This window comes from Amycolatopsis sp. YIM 10, assembly GCF_009429145.1.
GTDB lineage: Bacteria > Actinomycetota > Actinomycetes > Mycobacteriales > Pseudonocardiaceae > Amycolatopsis.
This window is the reverse complement of record NZ_CP045480.1, coordinates 1,936,614-1,956,487: the sequence shown is the minus strand read 5'-3', so window position 1 is coordinate 1,956,487 and position 19,874 is coordinate 1,936,614. Positions and strand designations below refer to the sequence as shown.

At 70.3% G+C, this 19,874-nt stretch carries 17 protein-coding genes; 5 read left to right on the top strand and 12 right to left on the bottom strand.

Going from position 1 to position 19,874, the window contains the following annotated elements; all coding sequences use genetic code 11:
• Positions 1-45: 45 nt before the first annotated feature.
• The gene (locus YIM_RS09715) at positions 46-1,341 is read left to right on the top strand and encodes an FAD-dependent oxidoreductase (RefSeq protein WP_370468969.1); all 1,296 of its coding nucleotides are present in this window, start codon (positions 46-48) and stop codon (positions 1,339-1,341) included.
• Here YIM_RS09715 and YIM_RS09710 read toward each other — a convergent pair.
• The 6 genes from YIM_RS09710 to YIM_RS09685 form a co-directional block, all read right to left on the bottom strand.
• A complete protein-coding gene (locus YIM_RS09710; protein WP_153030035.1) occupies positions 1,316-2,089 on the bottom strand; it encodes a fumarylacetoacetate hydrolase family protein in 774 nt (257 codons plus the stop codon). The genes YIM_RS09715 and YIM_RS09710 overlap by 26 nt on opposite strands.
• Positions 2,090-2,098: 9 nt before the next feature.
• Positions 2,099-3,709 (bottom strand): citramalate synthase, encoded by a 1,611-nt coding sequence (cimA, locus tag YIM_RS09705; protein WP_153030034.1) that lies wholly within the window; start codon positions 3,707-3,709, stop codon positions 2,099-2,101.
• Between the two features lie 245 nt (positions 3,710-3,954).
• Positions 3,955-4,992: a 3-isopropylmalate dehydrogenase gene (locus YIM_RS09700; protein ID WP_153030033.1), complete on the bottom strand. Its 1,038-nt coding sequence runs from the start codon at positions 4,990-4,992 to the stop codon at positions 3,955-3,957.
• 269 nt (positions 4,993-5,261) lie between these two features.
• Positions 5,262-8,588 carry a S8 family serine peptidase gene (locus YIM_RS09695; protein WP_153030032.1) on the bottom strand — a complete coding sequence of 1,109 codons (3,327 nt, stop codon included), beginning with the start codon at positions 8,586-8,588 and terminating at the stop codon, positions 5,262-5,264.
• A 305-nt stretch (positions 8,589-8,893) separates the two neighbouring features.
• Positions 8,894-10,492, bottom strand: a complete 1,599-nt coding sequence (serA, locus tag YIM_RS09690; RefSeq protein WP_153030031.1) for a phosphoglycerate dehydrogenase — start codon at positions 10,490-10,492, stop codon at positions 8,894-8,896.
• Positions 10,493-10,660: 168 nt separating this feature from the next.
• The gene (locus YIM_RS09685) at positions 10,661-11,227 is read right to left on the bottom strand and encodes a TetR/AcrR family transcriptional regulator (protein WP_153030030.1); all 567 of its coding nucleotides are present in this window, start codon (positions 11,225-11,227) and stop codon (positions 10,661-10,663) included.
• 89 nt (positions 11,228-11,316) lie between these two features.
• On the opposite strand from YIM_RS09685, the gene YIM_RS09680 reads away from it, so the two are divergent.
• The 3 genes from YIM_RS09680 (at position 11,317) to YIM_RS09670 (ending at position 14,490) form a co-directional block, all read left to right on the top strand.
• Positions 11,317-12,210 (top strand): TIGR03620 family F420-dependent LLM class oxidoreductase, encoded by an 894-nt coding sequence (locus tag YIM_RS09680; protein ID WP_153030029.1) that lies wholly within the window; start codon positions 11,317-11,319, stop codon positions 12,208-12,210.
• Positions 12,207-13,028: a TIGR03620 family F420-dependent LLM class oxidoreductase gene (locus YIM_RS09675; protein ID WP_153030028.1), complete on the top strand. Its 822-nt coding sequence runs from the start codon at positions 12,207-12,209 to the stop codon at positions 13,026-13,028. Before YIM_RS09680 ends, YIM_RS09675 begins: the two co-directional genes overlap by 4 nt.
• Before the next feature lie 130 nt (positions 13,029-13,158).
• Positions 13,159-14,490 carry an ankyrin repeat domain-containing protein gene (locus tag YIM_RS09670; RefSeq protein ID WP_153030027.1) on the top strand — a complete coding sequence of 444 codons (1,332 nt, stop codon included), beginning with the start codon at positions 13,159-13,161 and terminating at the stop codon, positions 14,488-14,490.
• Positions 14,491-14,499: 9 nt separating this feature from the next.
• Here the strand turns inward: YIM_RS09670 and YIM_RS09665 are convergent, their stop codons facing one another.
• The 6 genes from YIM_RS09665 to YIM_RS09645 form a co-directional block, all read right to left on the bottom strand.
• Complete coding sequence (locus YIM_RS09665; RefSeq protein ID WP_153030026.1) at positions 14,500-15,150, bottom strand: DsbA family oxidoreductase; 651 nt, start codon at positions 15,148-15,150, stop codon at positions 14,500-14,502.
• Positions 15,151-15,177: 27 nt separating this feature from the next.
• Positions 15,178-15,306 carry a hypothetical protein gene (locus YIM_RS49630; RefSeq protein ID WP_255462890.1) on the bottom strand — a complete coding sequence of 43 codons (129 nt, stop codon included), beginning with the start codon at positions 15,304-15,306 and terminating at the stop codon, positions 15,178-15,180.
• Positions 15,307-15,442: 136 nt separating this feature from the next.
• Positions 15,443-15,670, bottom strand: coding sequence for a DUF397 domain-containing protein (locus YIM_RS09660; protein ID WP_153030025.1), 228 nt, complete (start codon positions 15,668-15,670; stop codon positions 15,443-15,445).
• Positions 15,671-15,734: 64 nt separating this feature from the next.
• On the bottom strand, positions 15,735-16,748 hold the full coding sequence (gene ilvC / locus YIM_RS09655; protein ID WP_153030024.1) for a ketol-acid reductoisomerase: 1,014 nt from the start codon (positions 16,746-16,748) through the stop codon (positions 15,735-15,737).
• Between the two features lie 29 nt (positions 16,749-16,777).
• A complete protein-coding gene (gene ilvN / locus YIM_RS09650) occupies positions 16,778-17,284 on the bottom strand; it encodes an acetolactate synthase small subunit (protein WP_153030023.1) in 507 nt (168 codons plus the stop codon).
• On the bottom strand, positions 17,281-19,128 hold the full coding sequence (locus YIM_RS09645; RefSeq protein WP_153030022.1) for an acetolactate synthase large subunit: 1,848 nt from the start codon (positions 19,126-19,128) through the stop codon (positions 17,281-17,283). Before YIM_RS09645 ends, ilvN begins: the two co-directional genes overlap by 4 nt.
• A 288-nt stretch (positions 19,129-19,416) precedes the next feature.
• Between YIM_RS09645 and YIM_RS09640 the strand changes: the two genes are divergently transcribed.
• The gene (locus YIM_RS09640; RefSeq protein WP_153030021.1) at positions 19,417-19,839 is read left to right on the top strand and encodes a PH domain-containing protein; all 423 of its coding nucleotides are present in this window, start codon (positions 19,417-19,419) and stop codon (positions 19,837-19,839) included.
• Positions 19,840-19,874: the final 35 nt, after the last annotated feature.

Below are 19,874 nucleotides of genomic sequence, written 5' to 3'. Positions count from 1 at the left end.
TGCACTCTCGATTTATTCAACAAGCGATGAAAAAAATCGAGAGGGGTGGTTACCGTGGCCGAGCGCACCGACTGCGTGGTCATCGGCGGCGGACCGGCGGGCATGGTGCTGGGGCTGCTGCTGGCCAGGGCCGGCGTCGAGGTGACCGTGCTGGAGAAGCACGCCGACTTCCTGCGTGACTTCCGCGGGGACACGGTGCACCCGTCCACCCTGCAGCTGCTCGACGAGCTGGGGCTGGGCGAGCGGTTCCACGCCCTGCCGCACAGCGAGATCCAGCAGATCGGCTTCCCGGTCGGCCGCGACAAGATGCTCACCTTCGCCGACCTGTCGCGGCTCAAGGCCAAGTACCCGTACGTCGCGATGGTGCCGCAGTGGGACTTCCTCGACCTGCTCGCCGACGCCGGTCGTGAGGAACCGTCGTTCACCCTGCGGATGAGCACCGAGGTCACCGGACTGGTCGCCGAGGGCGACCGCATCGCGGGAGTGCGCTACCGCACCGCCGACGGCACCGAGGGTGAACTCCACGCGAACCTGACCGTGGCCGCCGACGGCCGCTGGTCACTGGCGCGGCGGCAGGCCGGGCTGCGGCCGCGGGAGTTCGACGTGCCGTTCGACGCCTGGTGGTTCCGGCTGCCACGGCACGACGGCGAGCGCGGCGACACCATCAGCCCGCAGATGCGGAACCGGAAGTTCGCCGTGGCGCTGCCGCGCGAGGGCTACTTCCAGGTCGCCTACCTGGCGCCGAAGGGGTCGGACGAGGACCTGCGCCACGCCGGGATCGAGCGGTTCCGGGCCAGCGTCGCCGACGCCTACCCGGGTTACGCCGACCGGCTGGACACGCTGGAGTCGATGGACGACGTGAAGTTCCTGGACGTGCGGCTGAACCGGCTGCACCGCTGGCACACCGAGGGGCTGCTGTGCATCGGGGACGCCGCGCACGCCATGTCACCGGTCGGCGGCGTCGGCATCAACCTGGCCGTGCAGGACGCGGTGGCCACCGCGCACCTGCTCGCCGTGCCGCTGCGCCGCGGCAGGCCGCGCACGAAGGACCTGGCCAGGGTGCGGGCCAGGCGCTGGCTGCCGACCGTGGCCGTGCAGCTGCTCCAGCGGCTGCTGCACCGCGCGGTGATGCGGCCGGTGATGGCAGGCAGGCGGGACGGGCCGCCGAAGCCGATGCTGGCCGTGCTCACCCGGTTCCCGGCGCTGTCGGTGGTACCCGCTTACCTGATCGGGATCGGCCTGCGGCCGGAGCACGCGCCCGAGTTCGCCAGGCGGAAACCAGCGGCCCGCAGCGCCGGGCCGGCGGGAGGGCCGGTCAGCCCTGCACCACGGGATTCGTGAGCGTGCCGATGCCCTCGATGGTGATCGACACCTGCTGCCCGTCGGTGATCGGGCCGACGCCCTCCGGGGTGCCGGTCAGGATCACGTCACCGGGCAGCAGCGTCATCACCGACGACACGAACTCCACCAGCTGCGGGATCTTGTGGATCAGGTCCGCGGTGGTGCCGTCCTGCTTGAGCTGACCGTCCACCTCGGACTTCAGCGACAGGTTGCCCGGATCCGGCAGCTTGGTCTCGATCCACGGGCCGAGCGGGCAGAAGGTGTCGTAGCCCTTGGCGCGGCCCCACTGCCCGTCGGACTTCTGCAGGTCGCGCGCGCTGACGTCGTTGGCCACGGTGTAACCGAGCACCACGCCGGCCGCGCGGGCCGCGGGCACGTTCTTCACCGGCTGGCCGATCACCACGGCCAGCTCGCCCTCGAAGTCCACCCGGCCGGCGCCGGGCGGCAGCTTGATCGCCGCGTTCGGGCCGATCACGCTGGTCGACGGCTTGAGGAAGAGCATCGGTGCCTGCGGCACCTCGTTGCCGAACTCGGCGGCGTGCTTGGCGTAGTTGCGGCCGACGGCGATCACCTTCGACGGCAGGATCGGCGCGAGCAGGCGGACGTCGGCCAGCGGCCAGCGCTTGCCGGTGAAGTTCGGATCACCGAACGGGTGCTCGGCGATCTCCAGTACCTGGGCGTCGTCACCATCCCCTTCGATCGAAGCGAAGGCGACACCACCGGGATGAGCGATTCGAGCTAGGCGCACGGCTCTACCTTACGTTGTCGAGCGCAGGCTCCGGTGGACGAGGGCGTCGCACAGGGCGAGCCAGCTGGCTTCGACGATGTTGCCGTGCACGCCGACCGTGGTCCACTCCCGCTTGCCGTCGCTGGATTCGAGCAGAACCCTGGTGACCGCGTCGGTTCCCGGGTGCTCGGCCAGGATGCGCACCTTGTAGTCGGCCAGCTCCACACTGTCCAACCAGGACAGGTGCGGGGCGAGCGCCTCGCGCAGCGCGGCGTCCAGCGCGTGCACCGGGCCGTTGCCCTCGGCGGTGGCGATCACCCGCTGCCCGCCGACGTGCACCTTGACCGTGGCCTCGGACACGATCTCGCCGTCCGCGCGGTGGTCCAGCACCACGCGGTAGGACTCCAGCACGAACGGCGGATCGTCGAGGACCTCCCCCGCTTCCCGGCGCAGCAGCAGTTCCAGTGACGCGTCGGCGGCTTCGAAGGACCAGCCCTCGGCCTCCAGCCGCTTCACCTTGCGCACCGCGCTGGTCAGCGCTTCGGGCCGGCCGGCAAGGTCGACCCCGAGCTCACGTCCCTTGAGCTCGAGGCTGGCCCTGCCGGCCATCTCGGTGACCAGTACCCGCATGTCGTTGCCGACCGAAGGTGGATCGATGTGGTTGTACAGCAACGGATCCACCTTGATCGCGCTCGCGTGCAACCCCGCCTTGTGAGCGAAGGCCGAAGCTCCCACATAAGCCTGGTGGGCGTAGGGGGCGATGTTCGCGATTTCGGCAACAGCATGGGAGACACGGGTGAGCTCGGCGGCGTTCCCGGTGGGGAGCACCTCCATGCCGAGCTTGGCCACCAGGTTTCCCGTCACGGCGAACAGATCGGCGTTGCCCGCCCGTTCCCCGTAACCGTTGGCGGTGCACTGGACGTGCGTCGCGCCGGCCTGCACGGCGGCGATGCTGTTCGCCACCGCGCAGGAAGTGTCGTCCTGACAATGGATTCCGAGCCGGAATCCGGTGCGCTCCTTGACCTCCCGCACCGTCTCGGCCAGGCCGAGCGGGAGCTGGCCGCCGTTGGTGTCGCACAGCACCACCACGTCCGCGCCGGCACCGGCGGCCGCGTCGGCCACCCGCAGCGCGGTGTCCGGGCTGAACGCGTAACCGTCGAAAAAGTGTTCCAGGTCAACGAAAACCCGACGGCCCTCGCGGACGAGGAACTCGACGGTGTCGCGCACCATCTCGCACGCCTCGCCCACCTCGGCCTTGAGGGCGCGCTCGATGTGCCGCAGGTCCGACTTCGCGACCAGGGTGATCGCGGGCGCCTGCGAGTCGAGCAGCGCGCGCACCTGCGGGTCTTTCTCCGCGGTGGTACCGGCTTTGCGCGTGGCCCCGAAGGCGACGAGCACCGCGTGCTTGAGGCTCAGCTCCCCCGCCGCCGCCTTCGCGAAGAACTCGGTGTCCTTCGGCAACGCGCCGGGCCAGCCGCCTTCGATGAAACCGACACCGAGTTCGTCGAGCAGCCGCGCGACCGCAAGCTTGTCGGCCACCGAGTAGGAAATGCCCTCCCGCTGGGCCCCGTCCCGCAACGTCGTGTCGTAGAGATGGAACTCGTCGCCCAGCGCGGTGCCGGCCGGTTCGGTGCGAGTCACGGGAATCTCCTCGGGTGTGGTGGGCTCTCGGACTTGGCTCGTCTTCGGGAAAAAGGCCCCAGAACAGCAAAAAACCTCCCGCAGGATGATGCGAGAGGTCGCGCGCCGGGTGTTCGTGAGAACAGCTACCCGGCGCGCCTGCCGATAATGGCGAAGGAAGTCACGAGGGCGATAGTGCCACACCCCTGCCCGGGGTTCCAAGCCCTGGTCGAAATCTCCCAGATGCTGGAACCCCGGGGTACTGCTCAGGCAGTGCGGGTGTTCGAGGAGACCAGCGCGGCCAGCCGGTCGCCGATGGCGTGCGTGGAACCGGGGTTGGCCTGGTCGCGGGTGGCCAGGTCGAAGGCAACCGAGGCCTCGATCCGGCGCGCGGCCTCCTTCTGGCCGAGGTGGTCCAGCAGCAGCGCCACCGAGAGCACCGCGGCGGTCGGGTCGGCCAGCGCCTGCCCGGCGATGTCCGGCGCGCTGCCGTGCACCGGCTCGAACATGCTCGGGTTGCGGCGGGTGATGTCCAGGTTCCCGCTGGCGGCCAGGCCGATGCCACCGGTCACCGCGGCGGCCAGGTCGGTGATGATGTCGCCGAACAGGTTGTCGGTGACGATCACGTCGAAGCGGCCCGGGTCGGTGACCAGGTGGATGGTCGCGGCGTCCACGTGCGAGTAGGCCACGGTGACGTCGGGGTGCTCCAGCGAGACCTCCTCGACCACGCGCGACCACAACGAGCCGGCGTGCTCGAGCACGTTGGTCTTGTGCAGCAGGGTCAGGTGCTTGCGCGGGCGCTGCTCGGCCCGGTCGAAGGCGTCGGAGACGACCCGCCGGATGCCGAACGCGGTGTTCACGCTCACCTCGGTGGCGATCTCGTGCTCGGTGTCCTTGCGCAGCAGGCCGCCGTTGCCCGCGTACGGGCCTTCGGTGCCTTCGCGGACCACGACCATGTCGATCTCGCTGGTGTCGGCCAGCGGGCCGCGCACCCCCGGGTAGAGCCGGGCCGGGCGCAGGTTCACGTGGTGGTCCAGCTCGAACCGCAGGCGCAGCAGCAGGCCGCGCTCGAGAATGCCGCTGGGCACCGACGGGTCACCGACCGCGCCGAGCAGGATCGCGTCGTGCTGGCGCAACTCGCCGAGCACCGACTCGGGGAGCAGCTCACCGGTGGAGTGCCACCGCGCGGCGCCGAGGTCGTAGTTGGTGGTCTCCGCGTTGGGCGCTACCTCACCAAGCACCTTCAGCGCCTCGGTGACCACCTCGGGCCCGATCCCGTCACCTGGGATCACAGCGAGCCGCATCCACACACCTCCGTCGATCTGGGTCCGGCGTCCCGGATGGCCCATCCGCACAAAACTCCAGCGACGGCAGGTTACCGGCTGCCGACATTCGGCCGAAGCCGCACCACCCTTATGTCTGATCTTCCCGCGTCGTGAGACACCCGGAAGTGTCACCCGCTACTCCGTTAGGAACAAGTCTCACTTTTTCACACGGTCGGCTTACGACCGTGTGAAAACGGGACGGCGCCCGGGAGCAACTGGCTCCCGGGCGCCGTTTTCCGGTGCTGTGCTCAGTCCGCCGGGGCCGGCGGAGCCACGTTCAGCTGCACCACGTTCGCCCGGTTGCCGGACGCGTTGTGGTGGTTGAGCGCGAGCAGGCCGAGCACGGTGTCCTGACCGGCCGAGGCCGCGTTCCGGTTGACCACCAGCGCGGTGCCGGGGCGCGCCAGGTAGGACAGCGCGGCGTCGCCGCCACCCTGCACCCAGTACCCCGGCGAGACCGCGTCGAACGACAGCGGGGTGTCGACGCTGTCGATCACGCCGCTGCCCGGCGCGGTGTAGTAACCGGCGACCCCGACCGTGTAGCTGATCCGGTGCGAGTCCGCGTTCGGGTCGATGCCCAGTGCGGCCAGCCGCACCGGCAGGACCGCCACGTCGGTGTCGAAGACGTTGGTGTCCACGTCACCGAGGTGCCCGTTGAACGGCTGGAGGTCGACCGACGGGAAGCCCGGCTTGTTCAGGTCCACCGTGTTGACCAGCAGCACGTCGCTCGAAGTCGCCTTGGTCACATACGACTCGAAGTCCGGCTGCCCGTCCCCGTTGGTGTCGATGTCCACGAACGGGATGGTGTTGCTGCCGAGGTTGGCCCAGTTGCTCCAGGTGGCCAGGCCGAAGGCGAGCAGCGACTCCTCCGGAGCGCCCTGCTGCTTGGCCAGCGGGGCCGTGGACGCCGCGCCGACGTACTTCAGGTCGCCGCCCTTCGCGGTGCCGTTGATCGTGCACTGCGTCGGCTGGTCGTCGCACTCGGGCAGCTGCGGCGACTGGGCCTGGAGCTCGAACATGCTCACCAGCGAGCGGTAGGCCTGCGAACCCGAGCCCTGGCTGACGCCGCGGCCACCGAGGTTGACCACGGCCTGCTCCTGGCCGGCGGTGAAGCCGACCTGGGCGGGCGTGGTGATCGCGGCGATCGGCTTCGGCGCCGCGTAGACCGGCACGCGCAGGCCAACGGTGGCGCCGTTGCGCGGGGTGAAGGCGATCCGGCCGGAGGCGTCGGCGAGGAACTGGCGCGCCAAGCCCGCCTGCGTGGCCTGCATGGTCGGGTCGATGGTCTTGCGCAGCGCCTTCGGGTCGTCGATCTTCAGCGTCACGGTGACCGTCGCGATGCCGCGCGGGCTCAGCTTCACCGAGTTCTTGTTCAGCTCGTACCGAACTCCGGGCATCTGGGTGACACCCTGGTAGGCCACGCCGTACTCGACCGGCTTGACGCCCTTGTTGACCACCTTGATGGTCTTGGTCAGGCTGACCGGGCCCGCCGCCTCGACGGTGCCGAACGAGGCGCTCACCGCGCCCGGGTTGTCCTGCACGTAGGCCAGGACCTGGTTGTCCAGCGCGGACTTCGCGTTGATCCGGCCGGAGCCGACGCGCTGCGGGCCGAAGGTCTTGCCGCCTTCGACGACGTCGGTGCCCGCGGTGTTGACCACCGCGGCCTTGACCTCCTCGACCGACCAGTCCGGGTGGGCCTGGCGGATCAGCGCGGTGATGCCCGCGGTGTGCGGGGCGGCCATCGAGGTGCCCGACAGCACGGTGCGGCCGTTGCCGCTGCCGCTGTACGCCGAGGAGATGCTGTCACCGGGAGCGGCCACGTCCGGCTTGACCGACGGACCGCGCACACCACGCGAGGTGAACGAGCTCGGGGTGTCCACGATGGACTGGTCGAAGGTCTGCAGCGCGGACCGGCCGAGGCCGGACATCCGCACCTGCAGCGTGCCCGCGTCCAGCGCCGGGCGCACCGAGGCGGTGGCCGAACCGGTCAGCTGGAACATCGGCACCGCCGCGTTGCCCGCGATGCCGGCGGCGAAGTTCTCCAAAGTGGACGAAAGCAGCACCCCGGTGGCACCGGCGGCCTGCGCGTTGTTCGCCCTGGCACCGGAACCACACGGACGGGTGGCGTCGTTGTCGTCCCACTCCAGCCAGGCGATCCTGCCCTGCACGGCGGCCTTGTCCGCGGCCGAGAAGGGCGCGCAGCCCGCCGCGTTCGCCGCGGAGATCTTGGCCACCGGGGCGGTCAGGTCGAGCGCGTCGTAGTTCGCGTAGTTCTGGCTGAACTGGCCGCCCTTCTGCCCGGTCGAACCGGCGGGCGCCACCACGTCGACGGCGTCGCGCAGGACCGAGGCATCCCGCGTGCTCGCCACGGTCAGCGCCTCGGGCGTGTTGCCCGGCGAACCGCCGACGTCGTTGAGGTCACCGCCGTTGCCACCGGAGAACACCGGCAGCACGTTGTTCGCGGCCAGCTTGCGCACGAACAGCGAGTCGGGGTCGTCCGGCGCGCCGAAGTCGCTGCCCAGCGAGAGGTTCACCAGGTCGAGCTTGTCGGTCGGGTCGCCGTCGCGGTCCGGGTCGAGCGCCCAGTCCAGCGCCTGCGTGGTGACGTTGGTGGACCCGTCGCAGCCGAACACCTTGATCGCGTAGAGCAGGGCCTTCGGCGCGGTGCCCGGGCCGATGCGCATCTGCGCGACGGTCTCCGGGGTCAGCTTCGAGTAGTCACCGGTGAAGGTGGTGCCGTCGGCGTTGACGCCGAAGCCGCCCGCGGTGCCCGCGACGTGCGTGCCGTGGTGGCCGCACGAGATCGGGTTGGGGTCGGGCTTGGGCACGGTGACTTCGCCTTCGCCGCCCGAGTCGTACTCGTCGCCGACCAGGTCGACGCCGCCGACCACCTTGGCGGTCGGGAAGAACGATGGCGAGACCTGCGTCGGATCGATCGCGTCGTAGGCCTCCTTGGTGCCGGGGCCGCCGAAGTCCGCGTGGGTGTAGTCGATGCCGTCGTCGATGATGCCGACGCGGATGCCGTCGCCGAAGCGGCCGGTCTGCTGCCACACGTTGAGCGTCTGGGTGAGCTGGACCGCGCTGGTGTTGGTGCGCTTCTTCGGCACCACCGTGCGAACCGAGACCACGTCGTCGCGGTGCGCCAGCTCGCGGATCTTCGCCGCGTCGGCCGTCACCACCGCGCCGGGAACCGCGGTCGAGGTCTCGGCGAGCAGCTCGGTGCCCGCGTCGGCGCTGGTCAGCTGGCCGACCACGGAGTCGACCGCGGATTCGGTCTCGGCCTGGGCCGCTTTCGCCGCCTGCTTGGCCTTCTCCTTGCCCGCACCCTTGCTCTGCTCGGCGTTGAAGGCGTCGACCGCGGGGCGCTTGGCCAGCTCCACGAACGCGGTGACCTTGCCCTGCGCGGCACCGAGGCGCGGCTCGACCTTGCCGGCGAATCCGGCGGCGCCGGATTGCGGCAGCGCGTCGGCGAGCGGGACGTCCTGCGCCGATGCGGCCGGAGCCCCGATGAATCCGGCCGTCAGCACGACCACGGACAACCGCGCGGCCCATCTGGGAACGCGAGTTCTTTTCATGAGAAAGTGCCCTCACCCGAGGCCTACCTGAGAACCTGCCTGGCTCGAACACACCCCCGACGGTGAGCTCCCGGCGCGCGTGCCGTGCCCTCGACGGCGCGCGGTTCAGCCTCGCGGAGGGAAATTTAGTCGCAGAATGCACCTACTTTGGTAGGCCATTCGAGTGAGCACCACCCGGGCGGATGAGGCCCGCGCGATCCACCTGGGAATACCGCCCGTTCCTGATCCGCTCCGTTACGCATTCGCAATTGGTGACGGCCGCGCGGGATGAGCCCCCGCGCGGCCGCTCACACTCAGTCGAACGCTCAGTCGAACGAGATGGCGCGAATGGTGCTCGCCTGCACCACGGTGCCGATCGGCTCCAGCACGTGCTGGTCGACCGCGCGGTCCACGCGCAGCAGCATCACCGCGTCGGCGCGGTCGGTGGTCTGGCTGATCTGCGCGGCCTCGATGTTGATGCCCGCTTCACCGAGCAGGGTCCCGACGCGGCCCATGATGCCCGGGCGGTCCGGGTACTCCAGCAGCAGCAGGTTGCCCTCGGCACGCAGGTCGAACGAGCGGCCGTTGACCTCGACCAGCTTCTCCACCTCGTCCTTGCCGGTGAGCGCGCCCGAAACGGACAGCGTGCTGCCGTCGGCGTGCACCGCGCGCACGGTGACCAGGCTGCGGTGGTTGGGGCTCTCCGACTCCTTGGTCAGCTCGACGCGCACACCCAGCTCCTCGGCCAGCCGCGGCGCGTTGACGAAGGTGACCGGGTCGCGCACCACACCGGCGAACACCCCGCGCTCGGCGGCCAGCGGCAGGATGCTCACGTCCTCGTCGGCCAGCTCACCGCGAACGTGCACGGTCAGCGTGGTGGGCGCCTTCGGGTTCAGCGAAGCCAGCACGGTGCCGAGCTTCTGGGTCAGGCTCAGGTACGGGCGGACCTCCTCACCGACCGGGCCACCCGCCGAGACGTTCACCGCGTCCGGCACGAAGTCGCCGCGCAGCGCGAGCAGCACCGAACGGGCCACGTCGGTGCCCGCGCGGTCCTGCGCCTCCGCGGTCGACGCGCCCAGGTGCGGGGTGACCACCACGTTGGGCAGCTCGAACAGCGGGCTGGCGGTGGTCGGCTCGGTGACAAACACGTCCACCCCGGCACCGCCGACGTGGCCGTCGCGGATGGCGGCGGCGAGCGCGTCCTCGTCGACCAGGCCACCGCGGGCGGCGTTCACCACGATCACGCCCGGCTTGGTCTTCTTCAGCGCCTCGGCGTCGATCAGGCCCTTGGTCTCCGGGGTCTTCGGGAGGTGGATGGAGAAGGCGTCGGCACGCGAGAGCAGCTCGTCCAGGCTGACCAGCTCGATGCCCAGCTGCGCGGCACGCGCGGCCGAGACGTACGGGTCGTAGGCGATCAGCGTGGTGCCGAAGGCGGCCAAGCGCTGGGCGAACAGCTGGCCGATCTTGCCGAGGCCGACCACGCCGACGGTCTTGCCGTTCAGCTCGACCCCCGAGTAGGAGCTGCGCTTCCACTCGCCGCCGCGCAGGCTCTGGTCGGCGGCGGGCACCCGGCGGGCCACCGCCAGCAGCAGCGCGACCGCGTGCTCGGCGGCCGAAACGATGTTCGACGTCGGCGCGTTCACCACCAGCACGCCGCGCTCGGTGGCGGCGGGCACCTCGACGTTGTCCAGGCCGACCCCGGCCCTGGCGACCACCTTGAGCCGCGACGTGGCACCGAGCACCTCGGCGTCGACCTTGGTCGCGGACCGCACCAGCAGCGCGTCCGCCCCCTTCACCGCTTCGAGCAGCGCGGGCCGGTCGGTGCCGTCCACATGCTGGACATCGACCTCGTCGCCGAACACGCTCAGCACGGACGGCGCGAGCTTCTCCGCGATGAGTACGACGGGCTTGCTGGGCGTGGTCACGATGCGGCTCCCATTATTCGGATTCGGCAGAAAGTGCTTGAGTGGCAACGCTTTTTCCTGCGGCCAGCCGATCCGTGCCAGGGTTGCCGCTCGCGCCCCACCTCCGCTGACCGGCCACCACGGTGTGCCCGGACCCAGCGCAGTTTAGCCCGCTGGAAACCCATCTCGTTAACTGGGACGCAACCCGGAGAAAACAAGTTCGAGCAGGACGGGCACGCTCTGGTCCCCGACCGGATCGTGCTGTGAAGCCCACGCTACCCCGTTGACCAGCAGCAACATGTCCTCGGTTGCGACGTCTTCACGGAGTTCGCCGGCCGCCCGCGCCCGATCGGCCAGCCGTCCCCCGATTCCGCGCATGGCGTGGCACGACTCGTACAACTCGGACGTTTCGTCCCGGAGTGCGATCGCGACCGTCTCGATCAGACCGCGGAAGCTGGTCGACAACACGGCGAGTTCGTGCAGCCAGCGGAAGAGGGCTTCCCCGGGGTGGTCGTGTTCGAGCAGTTCCCTGCCCAGTTCCGCCTGGCCGTCGAACTGCTCCCGCAGCAGCGCCTCCAGCAACGCGGAACGCGTGGGGAAATGCCGGTACAGGGTGCCGATGCCGACCCCGGCGGCCTTGGCGACGTCCTCCAGCGAGGCGTCGACGCCGTCCCGCGCGAAGGCGGCACCGGCCTCGGCGAGCAGCCGGTCGTAGTTGCGCCTGGCGTCGGCACGCAGCGGTTTCACGGAGGTCATCGCTGCCCCAGCATACCCACTGGCGTTTCGGAGGCAGCCTCCGTATAGTCGGCCGAGTTAACCGGAGGCTGCCTCATGTTAGGGATTTCATGGAACTGATCGAACGGACCCGCGCGTCGCTCGGCGCGGTCGGGGTCTGGCTGGCGAACGCGCCGCTCAAGCCGCCGCTGGACGTGGAGCGACGCGAAACCCGCAGGCTGGACGGGCTCGGGTACGGCTCGCTGTGGAGCGGCGAAGGCGTCGGCGCGCGGGAAGCACTCGCGATCCACGGAATTCTGCTCGGCGATACGCGGAATCTGGTCCTGGGCACCGGAATCGCCAACGCCTGGTACCGGCCGGCCGCGACGCTGCAGACCGGCGCGGCCACCCTGGCGGCCGCCCACCCCGGACGGTTCGTGCTCGGCGTCGGCATCGGGCACGCCTTCCAGGCGGCCAAAACCGGCGATGACTACCGGCCGCTCACCCAGATGCGTGACTACCTGTCCGCAATGGACGCCGAAGCCGAAGCGAACCCGCCCGCGGTGGAGTTCCCGCGTGTGCTCGCCGCGGTCGGCCCACGCATGCTCGAACTGGCGCGGGAGCGCACGGAAGGCGCGCACCCGTTCTTCACCCCCGTCGAGCACACGGCTTTCGCCCGCGAAATCCTCGGTCCGGACAAGCTGCTCATCCCGCAGGTTCACGTGTTGCTGGAGACCGATCCGGTACGGGCAAGGGAAAGCCAGCACGACTGGCTCCGCTACGCACTCGACGTGAAGCCGTACGCCAACGCCTGGCGCCGGTTCGGCTACGAGACCGAACTGACCGACCGGTTCATCGACGCGGCGGTGGCCTGGGGCGACGAGGAGGCAGTCGCGCGCCGGGTGCGTGAACACCTCGACGCCGGGGCGGACCACGTGCTGGTCACGCCGTCCACCAGCGATCTGCCCGCGCAGGTCGACATGCTGGCGAAGCTCGCGCCCGTGCTGCTGGAGGTCGCCAAGTGAGCGTGGGGATCTGGACCTTCGCCTTCGACGAGCGGCCCGTCGGCGAGGTAGCCGAGGCGGCACAGGAGATCGAGGAACTGGGGTTCGACTCGATCTGGTTCGGCGAGTACCGCGGCCGGGAAGCCTTCACCCAGGCCGGTTTGCTGCTCGCGGCCACGAAGCGGCTCACGGTCGCGACCGGCATCGCCCGGTTCAGCGAGCGCACGCCACTGGCCGCGGCCGCCGCCGGGCGGACGCTCGCCGAGGCGCACCCGGACCGGTTCGTGCTCGGCCTCGGCGGGCACCTGCCCGGCGACCGTCCACTGAGGAGGATCACCGAGTACCTCGACGGCATGGACGCCGCCGACCTCTCCGTGCCGAGGGCGCCACACCGCCGGGTGCTGGCCGCTCTCGGGCCGCGGATGCTGGAACTGGCCGCCGAGCGCACCGACGGCGCGCACCCGTACTTAGTGCCGCCGGAGCACACCGCGATCGCACGGGAAGCGTTGGGACCCAAGGGATTTCTGGCGGTTGAGCAGACCGTGGTGCTCGATCCGGACCCGGCCGCGGCACGCCAGGCCGCCCGCGAGTTCGTCGCCGGTTACGTCGGGCTGGCCGCGCACCACCGGGCGAACCTGCGGCGGCTCGGGTTCACCGACGACGACCTCACCGAGGTCAGCGACCGGCTGGTGACGGCGATCGTGGCGTTCGGCGGTGAGCAGGCGGTGCACGACCGGATCCGGGCCCAGCTCGACGCCGGTGCCGACCACGTGTGCGTGCAGGTGCTCGGCGAAGGCCTGCCGCGCGCGAAGTGGCGGGTGCTCGCGGAGCTGGTGTAGCGTCGGCCGGGCGCGGCCGGGGCCGCGTCCCGTCCGCGGGCAGGGCCGAGCCCACCCCGGTTCCACCCCATGCCAGCAGTGCTTTCTTCCTGCCCGGCCGGCGGACGACGGGCGTGGGGAAGGAAGTGCCGTGCTCAACGCCGAACAACTGCGCAAACGCGCGAAGGACCTGCTGCGGGCCTACCGCGCGGGCGATCCCGCCGCCGTCGAGCGGCTCCGCTCCGCTCGCCGGCCGGTGAAGCTGGCCGACGCCCAGCACGTGATCGCCCGCGAACAGGGCTTTCCCAGCTGGCCCAAGTTGAAGTCCTATGTGGACAGGCTGCACCGGTTCGGCCCGGAACTGCGGCACGCCTACCACCCGGATCCGCACTACTACGCCGAGCGCGCGCTCGGCCTGCTCGCGTCGGCGAAGGACGGCACCCCGGCCGCGGTCGCCTCCTTCGCCACCGTCGAGGCCCCGCTGACCAGGGCGGGCGCGCGCTCGGTGGTCGCGCGGGAACACGGGTTCGACGGCTGGGCGTCGCTGGTGCGGCACGTCCGGGAACTCGGGGAAGAACCGTTCACCCGCGCCTACCGTGCTCTGGAAGCGCAGGACGTGGCCGGGCTCGCGGCCACGTTGGAACGCTTTCCGCACCTGGTCGGCGCCCAGGGCACCAACGGCAACGACCTGCTCGGCATGGCCGCCGCCACCTGCGACGAACGCCTGGTGCGGCTGCTGTTGGACGCGGGGGCCAACGTCGACCACGCGAACGCGCACGGCTGGACGGCGTTGCACCAGGCCGGGTACACCGGGCTGCCGCACCTGGCGCGCCTGCTGCTCGACGCCGGTGCGCGGACGGACCTTTCCGCACGCGGCGACGGCGGCACAGCCCTGGTGGTCGCGTTGTTCTGGGGGCACACCACGACGGCGGAGGTGCTGGCCGCGCGGGCGGTGTGGCCGCCGAACCTGCGGGTGGCCGCCGGGCTCGGACGGCTGGGCCTGGCCGGGCCGGACGCCGGTGCGCATCGGGAGTTCTACCGGCCGCACAGCGGTTTCCCGTCCTGGCGGCCCTCAGCCGATCCGGCCGAGGTGCTCGACGAAGCCCTCTCGTGGGCAGCGCGCAACGACCAGGCCGAGGCGCTCTCGACCTTGGTGGCGCGGGGCGCGCGGATCGACGCCGACGTCTATCGGGGCACCGCACTGACCTGGGCGGCCGCGGGTGGGAAGCAACGCGCGGTGCGTCGCCTGCTCGACCTGGGCGCGGACCCGAACCGGCGCGGCACCTTCGGCGGGCCGGGCCACGGGGAGGGCGTCACCGCACTGCACCTGGCCGCCCAGCACGGCCACACCGACACCATCTCGCTGCTGCTGGCCGCCGGCGCCGACCGCACCCTGCGCGACCACAACCACGAGGGCGATGCCCTCAGCTGGGCGGAGTTCGGCGGCCACGAAACCGCGGCCGCCCTCCTGCGCACGCCGTGAGTATGGCTTTCACGGCGCGCGTCCCTGCGTGGTGCGTGAGGCGGCCAAGGCGTGCTCGATCAGGCGCTGGAGTTCGGCGGGTGGTTGGACGCCCGAAACCACGGTTCTGCCATCGATCACCACTGACGGGACGCTGGTGACCCCCAACTCGGCGGCGCGGCGCTCATCGGCCCGGACGCTGTCGGCGTGGGCGTTGCCAGCCAACAGGGCGCGCACCTCGGTGGCGTCCAGCCCTGCCTCGGCACCCAACCGTGCCAGGATTTGCGGGTCGGCGATGTTGAGTCCCTCGGTGTGGTAGCCGTGCAGCAGGCGCTCCATCATCTCGTCGGCCAGGCCGTGCCCGGCGGCCAGGTGGATCAGCCGGTGAGCGTTGAAGGTGTTCACCGGCCGAGCGATGTGGAGATTCAGTTCCAGTCCGTCCGCGGAGCCCACCGCCTGGATGTGGGCGATCCTGGCCGGTGCCTGCTCGCCCCACCACTGCCCCATCGCTTCGGCCGCCGTCTGGCCGGGAACCCGTCCCTCATCCGGCGCCAGTTCGTAGCTGCGCCACACCACCTCCACCTTGTTCCGGTCGGTGATCTGTGCCAGTGCGGTGGCGAGGCGTCGCTTGCCGATGAAGCACCATGGACACAGCACGTCTGCGAAGACTTCGACCTTCATGACTGCCCCTTCTCGATTGACCGGGGGTCAGGAATCGGTCGCCCGCGGCCCTGGACCGATCTCGCGGGCGACCGTGTGGGTCGGGGTTGCGCTCACCCGGGCCTCGGCCTTGCCGGCGTGCTCGATGATCGAGTAAAACCCGGTGTCCGCGCTCAACTTCGCTCCTCTTGTGCGGCAGCCCATGGTGCGGCTGGTCGTCGGACACCAGCGTCCAACCTCGACCAAACCTGAGGTCTATGGGCTGTGACCGGCCTCTCAGGCGCGCTGGCTTGCGGGTTGGCAGTCCCGGGTGTCAGAGGTCGGCTGGGCGGTCGAACTCGGCGTCGTGCACGCCCGCGCGGAAGGCGGTCCACTCCGACGGGGTGAACACCAGCACGGTGTCCGCGCCCGCCCGGCGCAGGGCGATGTAGGTGACCCCGTCGGTGTGCGGCACGAAGGCCACCTCGCCCTCCGGCCCCGCCTGCCGCCACTGCGCGGCGGAGAGATCGAGTTCGTGCCGGATGTGTGCCTTGTCGTCCATGCGCACACGGTAGCGGCCCCGGCCCGGAAAGATCGTTCCGAACCGGGGCCGCGCACCGGGAAGATCAGGCGGTCTCGGTGATCGGCCGGTCCACCCACGACATCAGGTCGCGCAGCTTCTTGCCGGTCTCCTCGATCGGGTGCTGGGCGCCCTGCTCCTCCAGCTTGGTGAAGTTCGGCCGCCCGGCCTCGTCCTCGGCCACCCATTCGCGGGCGAAGGTGCCGTCCTGGATCTCGCCGAGGATCTTCTTCATCTCCTCCTTCACCGCCGGCGTGATCACCCGCGGGCCGCGGGTGAGGTCGCCGTACTCCGCGGTGTCGGACACCGAGTAGCGCTGGCGGGCGATGCCGCCCTCGTACATCAGGTCGACGATCAGCTTCAGCTCGTGCAGCACCTCGAAGTAGGCGATCTCCGGCGCGTAACCGGCCTCGGTCAGTACCTCGAAGCCGGTCTGCACCAGCGCGGACGCGCCACCGCAGAGCACCGCCTGCTCACCGAAGAGGTCGGTCTCGGTCTCCTCGGTGAAGGTGGTCTTGATGACCCCGGCCCGGGCGCCGCCGATGGCCGCCGCGTAGGAGAGCGCGAGCGCCTCGGCGCCACCGGTGGCGTCCTGCTCCACCGCGATCAGCGCGGGCACGCCCTTGCCGTCGACGAACTGGCGGCGCACCAGGTGGCCAGGGCCCTTCGGCGCGACCATGGCCACGTCGATCCCGGTCGGCGGCTTGATCAGCTCGTACCGGATGTTGAAGCCGTGCCCGAAGAAGATCGCGTCGCCGTCCTTCAGGTTCGGCTCGATGTCCTCGGCGTAGATGAAGCGCTGCTTGGTGTCCGGCGCCAGGATCATGATCAGGTCGGCTTCCTTCGAAGCCTCCGCCGGGGTGAGCACCTTGAGGCCCTGCTCCTCGGCCTTCGCCCGGGACTTGGATCCCTCGGGCAGGCCGATACGGACGTCGACGCCGGAGTCGCGCAGGCTCAGCGCGTGCGCGTGCCCCTGGCTGCCGTAGCCGATCACGGCGACCTTGCGACCCTGGATGATGCTGAGGTCGGCGTCGTCGTCGTAGAAGATTTCCACTGCCATGAGGGTTACTGCTTCCTTCCGAAAATATTTCAGCGAGTACTGGTTGCGGTGATGGAACGCGGACCGCGGCCGACGGCGACCATGCCCGACTGCACGAGTTCCCGCACACCGTACGGCTCGAGCATGCGCAGCAGCGCACCGATCTTGTCGCTGGTACCGGTGGCTTCCACGGTCAGCGACTCCGGCGAGACGTCCACCACCTTGGCCCGGAACAACTGCACGGTCTCGAGCACCTGGCTGCGCACGGTGGCGTCGGCCCTGACCTTGACCAGCAGCAGTTCGCGGCGGACCGCGGTGGACGGTTCGAGCTCCACGATCTTGATGACGTTGACCAGCTTGTTGAGCTGCTTGGTGACCTGTTCGAGGGGTAACTCTTCGACGGCCACCACGATCGTCATCCTGGACACCTCCGGGTTCTCCGTGGGTCCGACGGCGAGGGACTCGATGTTGAAGCCCCGGCGGGAGAACAACCCGGACACCCGGGCGAGCACACCGGGCACGTTCTCCACGAGAACGCTCAGCGTGTGGTTGGTCATTGCGACACCTCGTCGTCGTCGAAGAGCGGGCGGATGCCGCGCGCGGCCATGATCTCGTCGTTGCCGGTGCCCGCGGCCACCATCGGCCACACCTGGGCGTCCTTGCCGACCACGAAGTCGATCACCACCGGGCGGTCGTTGATCTCCATCGCGCGCTGGATCACCTGGTCGACCTCCTCCTTGGTCTCACAGCGGAGACCGGCGCAGCCGAGCGCCTCGGCGAGCAGGGTGAAGTCGGGGATGCGGTGCTTGTGCGTACCGAGATCGGTGTTCGAGTACCGCTCCGAGTAGAAGAGGTTCTGCCACTGGCGGACCATGCCGAGATTGCCGTTGTTGATCACCGCGACCTTGATCGGCGCGCCCTCGATGGCACAGGTGGCCAGTTCCTGGTTGGTCATCTGGAAGCAGCCGTCGCCGTCGATCGCCCAGACCTGCTTGTCCGGCATGCCGAACTGCGCGCCCATCGCGGCCGGCACGGCGAAGCCCATCGTGCCGAGCCCGCCGGAGTTGATCCAGGTGGCCGGCTTCTCGTACTTGATGAACTGCGCGGCCCACATCTGGTGCTGGCCGACGCCCGCGGTGTAGATCGCGTCCGGCCCGACCAGCCGGCCGATCCGCTCGATCACGTACTGCGGCGAGAGCGTGCCGTCGACCGGCCACTCGTACCCGGCCGGGAAGGTGTCGCGCCACGAGTCGATCTGCGTCCACCACGCGCCGAGGTCGGGCTTCTCGTTCTCCGCGCGCACGGCGGCGATGAGCTCGTTGATGATCTCCGCGCAGTCGCCCACTATCGGCACGTCCGCCTTGCGGTTCTTGGAGATCTCCGCCGGGTCGATGTCGGCGTGCACCACGGTGGCGTCCGGCGCGAACGAGGACAGCTGACCGGTGACCCGGTCGTCGAACCGGGCACCCAGCGCGATCATCAGGTCGGCCCGCTGCATCGCGGCCACCGCGGCGACCGAGCCGTGCATGCCCGGCATGCCGAGGTGCTGGCGGTGCGAGTCGGGGAAGGCACCGCGCGCCATCAGCGTGGTGACCACCGGGATGCCGGTGGTCTCGGCCAGTTCGAGCAGCTGCCTGGACGCCTTGGCCTTGATCACCCCGCCACCGACGTAGAGCACCGGGCGGCGCGAGCGCGAGATCAGCTTGGCCGCCTCGCGGACCTGCTTGCCGTGCGGGCGCAGGGTCGGCCGGTAGCCGGGCAGTCGCATCTCCGGCGGCCAGCTGAACGAGGTGGTCTCCTGCAGCACGTCCTTGGGAATGTCCACCAGCACCGGGCCGGGCCTGCCGGTGGAGGCGAGGTGGAAGGCCTCGGCGATCACACGCGGGATGTCGACCGGGTTGGTGACCAGGAAGTTGTGCTTGGTGATCGGCATGGTGATGCCGCAGATGTCGGCTTCCTGGAAGGCGTCGGTGCCGATCAGCGCGCGGCTCTGCTGCCCGGTGATGGCGACCACCGGCACCGAGTCCATGTTCGCGTCGGCCAGCGGGGTGACCAGGTTCGTCGCACCCGGGCCCGAGGTGGCCATGCACACCCCGACCTTGCCGGTGGCCTGCGCGTAACCGGTGGCCGCGTGGCCGGCGCCCTGCTCGTGCCGGACGAGCACGTGCCGCACCTTCGTCGAGTCGAGCAGCGGGTCGTAGGCCGGGAGAATGGTGCCGCCGGGAATGCCGAAAACCACCTCCGCGCCGACGGCCTCGAGCGAGCGCACGAGGGACTGGGCCCCGGTCACCCGGACCGGGGTGCCGGCCGGCGGGGTGGGCTTCGGACGGTGCCCGGACTGGCCCGCCGCTGCGGCGGGCGGCCCGGCGTTCGTTTCCGATCGCGAGGTGGCGCTAGTCATCGGTTCTGCCTCGTGGGTGTCGGTGTCACTCATTCGGGTGGCAAACGGGGCTGGGGCAACAAAAAACCCCCGCCGACCGATAAAGGTCGCACGAGGGTCGCGCGTCGACGCAGCGGGCTCTCCCTAAGCGTCGACGCGCTGAGGAAGTACGAGGCCGGTCTGCGGTGTCACGGCACGGACGTTAATCCTTCGACGGTGAGGGTGTCAACTCTGCGGGACGGTGTGTCCGGATGCTGGGAGCCCGGACCCCGCTCGAAGGCCGCCCCGCGCGCGGTGCACCATCTTGGGGTGGCCGAAGAAACACCGCAGGACAACGCCCCCACCGCCCCGAAGGCGATCTTCCGGGTACCCGGTACGGCGCTGCTGGCCGTGCTCTTCCTCGCCGTCTGTGTGACTCCGGTCGCATTCGCCCTGCCCGGCCTCCAGGCGCTCTACCTGATCCCGCTGGGCATCGGCGCGTGGGTGATCCGCACGCGCACCACCGCCGACGCCGACGGAATCACCGTGCGGACGCTGCTCGGCCGGCGCGTGCTGCCGTGGGAGTCGCTGAAAGGCTTCACGCTCACCGAAAAGTCGAAGGTGATCGCCGTGCTCGGCGACGACACCAAGGTGGCGCTGCCCGCCGTGCGCACCCGTCACCTCCCGGTGCTCAGCCTGGTCAGCGGCGGCCGGCTCGACGACCCCAGCGGGCAGCTCGCCGACGAGGAGTAATCTCGGGCGTACCGCTCCCGGCAAGGCCCTGTGGC

Bases quoted from the DNA above. Each gene is read 5' to 3' on its own strand.
- YIM_RS09700 (WP_153030033.1), bottom strand. From the start codon at position 4,992: ATGCGGCTCGCTGTGATCCCAGGTGACGGGATCGGGCCCGAGGTGGTC.
- YIM_RS09695 (WP_153030032.1), bottom strand. From the start codon at position 8,588: ATGAAAAGAACTCGCGTTCCCAGATGGGCCGCGCGGTTGTCCGTGGTC.
- YIM_RS09685 (WP_153030030.1), bottom strand. From the start codon at position 11,227: ATGACCTCCGTGAAACCGCTGCGTGCCGACGCCAGGCGCAACTACGAC.
- YIM_RS09680 (WP_153030029.1), top strand. From the start codon at position 11,317: ATGGAACTGATCGAACGGACCCGCGCGTCGCTCGGCGCGGTCGGGGTC.
- YIM_RS09665 (WP_153030026.1), bottom strand. From the start codon at position 15,150: ATGAAGGTCGAAGTCTTCGCAGACGTGCTGTGTCCATGGTGCTTCATC.
- YIM_RS09660 (WP_153030025.1), bottom strand. From the start codon at position 15,670: ATGGACGACAAGGCACACATCCGGCACGAACTCGATCTCTCCGCCGCG.
- ilvC (WP_153030024.1), bottom strand. From the start codon at position 16,748: ATGGCAGTGGAAATCTTCTACGACGACGACGCCGACCTCAGCATCATC.
- ilvN (WP_153030023.1), bottom strand. From the start codon at position 17,284: ATGACCAACCACACGCTGAGCGTTCTCGTGGAGAACGTGCCCGGTGTG.
- YIM_RS09645 (WP_153030022.1), bottom strand. From the start codon at position 19,128: ATGACTAGCGCCACCTCGCGATCGGAAACGAACGCCGGGCCGCCCGCC.